At 50.2% G+C, this 1033-nt stretch carries 8 tRNA genes and 1 rRNA gene; all 9 read left to right on the forward strand.

Features of this window, described 5'->3' with window-relative positions:
* Window positions 1–105, forward strand: a 5S ribosomal RNA gene (gene rrf, locus IEW82_RS19855); the annotation flags it as partial.
* Window positions 106–172: 67 nt separating this feature from the next.
* Window positions 173–248 (forward strand) — tRNA-Thr (locus IEW82_RS19860).
* Between the two features lie 65 nt (window positions 249–313).
* Window positions 314–389 (forward strand) — tRNA-Lys (locus tag IEW82_RS19865).
* Window positions 390–395: 6 nt separating this feature from the next.
* Window positions 396–477 (forward strand) — tRNA-Leu (locus IEW82_RS19870).
* Window positions 478–483: 6 nt separating this feature from the next.
* Window positions 484–558, forward strand: a tRNA-Gly gene (locus tag IEW82_RS19875).
* Window positions 559–574: 16 nt separating this feature from the next.
* Window positions 575–663 (forward strand) — tRNA-Leu (locus tag IEW82_RS19880).
* Window position 664: 1 nt separating this feature from the next.
* Window positions 665–741 (forward strand) — tRNA-Arg (locus tag IEW82_RS19885).
* Window positions 742–761: 20 nt separating this feature from the next.
* Window positions 762–838: transfer RNA gene (locus tag IEW82_RS19890), tRNA-Pro, on the forward strand.
* Window positions 839–842: 4 nt separating this feature from the next.
* A tRNA-Ala gene (locus tag IEW82_RS19895) sits at window positions 843–918 on the forward strand.
* The last annotated feature ends 115 nt before the right edge of the window (window positions 919–1033 follow it).

Consider the following 1033-nt stretch of genomic DNA (forward strand, 5'->3'; position numbering starts at 1 on the left):
TAGCGAAGAGGTCACACCCGTTCCCATCCCGAACACGGCCGTTAAGCTCTTCTGCGCCGATGGTAATTGGGGGCTTCCCCCTGTGAGAGTAGGACGCTGCCGGGCGGGATAAATTCCTTCTTGACAAATCTAGTAAATGTGTTTATAATAAGTGAGTATCGGCTTAAATAACGCCGGCCTAGCTCAATTGGTAGAGCAACTGAATCGTAATCAGTAGGTTGGGGGTTCAAGTCCTCTGGCCGGCACCATGCGAGTATACTTAATCGTTCATTAATTGTATATGTTTTAATCACTTTTTTATGAACAAAAAAACGAGCCATTAGCTCAGTCGGTAGAGCATCTGACTTTTAATCAGAGGGTCGAAGGTTCGAATCCTTCATGGCTCACCATGTTGTGCGGGTGTGGCGGAATTGGCAGACGCGCTAGACTTAGGATCTAGTGTCTTACGACGTGGGGGTTCAAGTCCCTTCACCCGCATTAGATGCGGAAGTAGTTCAGTGGTAGAACACCACCTTGCCAAGGTGGGGGTCGCGGGTTCGAATCCCGTCTTCCGCTCCAATAATAAAAATGCCACGCCGGGGTGGCGGAATTGGCAGACGCACAGGACTTAAAATCCTGCGGTAGGTGACTACCGTGCCGGTTCGAGTCCGGCCCTCGGCACCATGCGCCCTTAGCTCAACTGGATAGAGTGTCTGACTACGGATCAGAAGGTTGGGGGTTCAAATCCTCCAGGGCGCGCCAGTAAATATAATAGTAGATATCGGGAAGTGGCTCAGCTTGGTAGAGCACCTGGTTTGGGACCAGGGGGTCGCAGGTTCGAATCCTGTCTTCCCGACCATTACGGGGCCTTAGCTCAGCTGGGAGAGCACCTGCTTTGCAAGCAGGGGGTCAGCGGTTCGATCCCGCTAGGCTCCACCATTTTTATTTCGATCGTTCTTTTAAAACTGAACAAAAGCCAAGCGCAAAAAGGGAAACCTTTTAAATGACGCCAAGATTTAACTTTTGACCATAAGGTTGATGAGTGATCATCAAC

Source organism: Pullulanibacillus camelliae, from assembly GCF_014642655.1.
GTDB classification, from domain to species: domain Bacteria; phylum Bacillota; class Bacilli; order Bacillales; family Sporolactobacillaceae; genus Pullulanibacillus; species Pullulanibacillus camelliae.